General features: G+C 31.8%; 2 protein-coding genes. Both read right to left on the bottom strand.

The features are described from left to right. Positions 1 to 389: 389 nt before the first annotated feature. A complete protein-coding gene (locus KI363_RS21495; protein WP_120075863.1) occupies positions 390 to 791 on the bottom strand; it encodes a hypothetical protein in 402 nt (133 codons plus the stop codon). A gap of 4 nt (positions 792 to 795) precedes the next feature. Further along, on the bottom strand, positions 796 to 1,383 hold the full coding sequence (locus KI363_RS21490; protein ID WP_120075864.1) for a TetR/AcrR family transcriptional regulator: 588 nt from the start codon (positions 1,381 to 1,383) through the stop codon (positions 796 to 798). Positions 1,384 to 1,754 lie beyond the last annotated feature (371 nt).

The raw sequence follows: 1,754 nt of genomic DNA, 5'->3' as shown, positions 1-1,754 counted from the left end.
GTTGGTCCAACGAGGAGTTTAAAGTTATTTGGAGGAGTTGGCAAGTGGCGTATTTAATTTATGTATGCCCTACGGGCCATACATAAATTAAATGCCAATCCCTACATTATTAGTTTGCCATAAACATAAAAATCCCCTTGCCATATACTAGTTACGATGGCTTATCTTAAACAAAATACTTCAACAATTTTGAAGAGAGAATTCCTATTTAACAGCATTTGTCCTACTCAAAAATGAAGAAAATGTATTAAAAATAATATTGTTCCCTACCAAAAACCCTACCAAGAAAAAATTTTGGTAGGGAATTTTGTTTTTTCATTGAATTTTGGTAGGGATGTTTTTTGCCAACAATTCTCTAATATTTGGATTTACATGCAATTATTAAGAAGCTATTGAAGAGCCTTCTTACCTAGCCTGTTTTTAGAGCTTTCTATCCTTAAGCCTATTACCCAAAATAACACCAATAGATAGTTTTCTATGGCTCCAATCAAACTGATAGTCTTACTTCCATCCTCAATAAATCCTAGAAGGTGATTGGTGCCAAAACCTAATCCTCCAACTATCAGTGATATTACGACAATCCTTAAAAAGTAATAGTCGTATTTCAAATTTACTCCTATTAGAATGGGCAGGATTGCTAAGTTCCAAAACCCAATTTCTCTTTGCCATCCCGTTGCGATACCATATTCTGAATTAGCACCCGTGATTTCTGGAAAAAACAATTGCATTATGGCGGCTCCAGTCATGGCAACAATTAAAATGATAAACATAACACGAAGTAATTTATTCATATAGTTAATCCTTTCTAATACTTCTATTCGTAATTATTGAAGCAAGTTCTCTGTATGCTTCATCAAAGTTAATAATTTCATGGCTATCAGATATGGAATGCAATAGTATCGAAACAAGCCCTTGAAAAACAGATTTACTAACAATTAAATCATCTGTAATGGACTGATAAACTTTTTCCCATATCAGTTGTTTTTGAGAATAAATTTGATTTTTGCCTTCCAGTGAAAGCTTATTTAGCATGGAATTAAACTCTTTTCCAGTGATTTTAATAATCCATGGATATTCTTTTACTACATTCTTCAAATAAAGCAATAGGTCAAAAAGAAACACGGAGCTAGAAGGGCTTGATAGTTTAATTCGCTCGATTTGTTTTTCTATTACTATGAGAATTTCCATAACTACTTCAAGAAATAGTTCCTCCTTATTATCGAAGAAAAAGTAAAACGTACCTTTCGCAATATTAGCTTTCTTTACTAAGTTATCAACACTAACTTTAGAAGTTTCTTCATCATTAATTAAGTGATTTTTGTACTCGTCTAGTATTGTTTTTCTAATTTTTTCTCTATCTGAATCACTGAATTTCTTTGGCATAACTTCTCCTTTAATGACTGTTTTTTTTATTTGGTCATTTAAAAGGTAACATAAAACCAACAATTATACAATTTTAATGACCGATTTATAAATTAAGTCATTATGTTGAATGGATAAAGGAGGGAAACTATTGTTTTTACACTGAATTTTGGCAGGGAAACTTTTGAACTAAATTAGGTAAGAGTTAGACATGATTAATTAATTATCTAATTGACATCGGTTTTTATTTGTAGTTGCAGTCGATGCTTATAATTTTACTTGACTCTAACGTAGCGTAATACCTTAGTCTTGAAATATGGAGGTGAATTACACTGTTTACAACCGGGGACGTTTGCAAAAGAACTGGACTTACTGAACGCTCTATACGATAC

Origin of the sequence: Lederbergia ruris (genome assembly GCF_018332955.1) — a bacterium.
In the GTDB taxonomy this organism is placed as follows: Bacteria; Bacillota; Bacilli; order Bacillales; family Bacillaceae_C; genus Lederbergia; species Lederbergia ruris.
This window is presented reverse-complemented; position numbering and strand designations above follow the sequence as displayed.